A 1,234-nucleotide genomic window follows, 5' to 3' on the forward strand; every position below is an offset into this window, starting at 1 on the left:
CCCGTTGTGGGGTTCGTGGTTGTCCCCGTTGTGGGGTTCGTGGTTGTCCCCGTTGTGGGGTTCGTGGTTGTCCCCGTTGTGGGGTTCGTGGTTGTCCCCGTCGTGGGGTTCGTGGTTGTCCCCGTTGTGGGGTTCGTGGTTGTCCCCGTTGTGGGGCTCGTGGTTGTCCCCGTTGTGGGGTTCGTGGTTGTCCCCTCAATGGTGAAGGGATTGTCGTCTACGCGGGGTATTTGAGCTGTAGTGAACCGAGATTCATCTAGCGAGTTCGATCGAACATCAATCAACACCGCCAAAAATTCCCCAGTTCGCCTGTCCCTAATAATCGTGTTGCTAGAATTCGAGCCTTGGCCCTGGAAAATTTCTAACTCTGTAAAGTTCAGACCTCCAGCTAGACCGATCGAATCTCCCGCATTAAAATCTCTAATTACATCAGCATCGCCGATTTCGCGACCGCCAGTAGTGAGAAACCCGTTGCCAGCCGACGTGCCCACCCTACCGAGAACAAAGATATCCGATCCGTCGCCTCCTGTCAGAGTATCAGACCCGCGATCGCCCGAAAGAATATCATCCCCAGCATCTCCAGACAAAGAATCATTGCCGTCGCCCCCGAAGATCAGGTCATCACCCTCGCCGCCATCACCAGTATCGTTACCAACACCGCCGGTGATAACATCCCCGCCCTCGGATCCCAACAAAATATCATTGCCCGCAGCCCCGATCAGGCAGTCATTACCCGTGTCGCCAAAAACAGTGTCACTGCCCTTGTCGCCAAAAATCAGGTCGTCCTCGCCACCACCGCGCAGACAGTCATTGCCTTTACCGCCGTATAGCGAGTCGTTGCCTTCAGAACCCAAGACAAGATCGTTGCCCTGGTCGCCAAAAGCTAGGTCATCGCCTTGGTCGCCAGAAACCAAGTCATCGCCTTTGCCGCCCCGCGCCGTGTCATTGCCGCGCCCGCCCTCAACGATATCTTTAGCAGCGCCGCCGTTGAGAGAATCGTTACCGTCTTCGCCCCTTAGTAGATCGTCTCCGTCCCGACTCAGAAGCGTGTCGTCGCCGCCACCCCCGGCAATCGTGTCATTGAATAAGCTGCCGATTAAATAGTTACTGCCGTCATTTGCGACAACTAAGCCATCGACAAAAAGTGGCTGTGGGGGAGGGGTTGGAACTGTCAGAGTTGGCCGCGGCACCGGGGTGATCGAAATGTCCGGGCCCGTCCCCGTCATCCCTGTGG

Annotated in this window: 1 protein-coding gene; it reads right to left on the reverse strand. The window is 56.4% G+C overall.

Translation table 11 applies throughout. The annotated features are described in order from the left end of the window. Positions 1 to 1,234: calcium-binding protein (locus tag QUB24_RS11855; RefSeq protein WP_333153413.1), on the reverse strand; the 1,234-nt coding region annotated here is incomplete at both ends.

Source organism: Microcoleus sp. B9-D4, from assembly GCF_036705105.1.
GTDB lineage: Bacteria > Cyanobacteriota > Cyanobacteriia > Cyanobacteriales > Microcoleaceae > Microcoleus.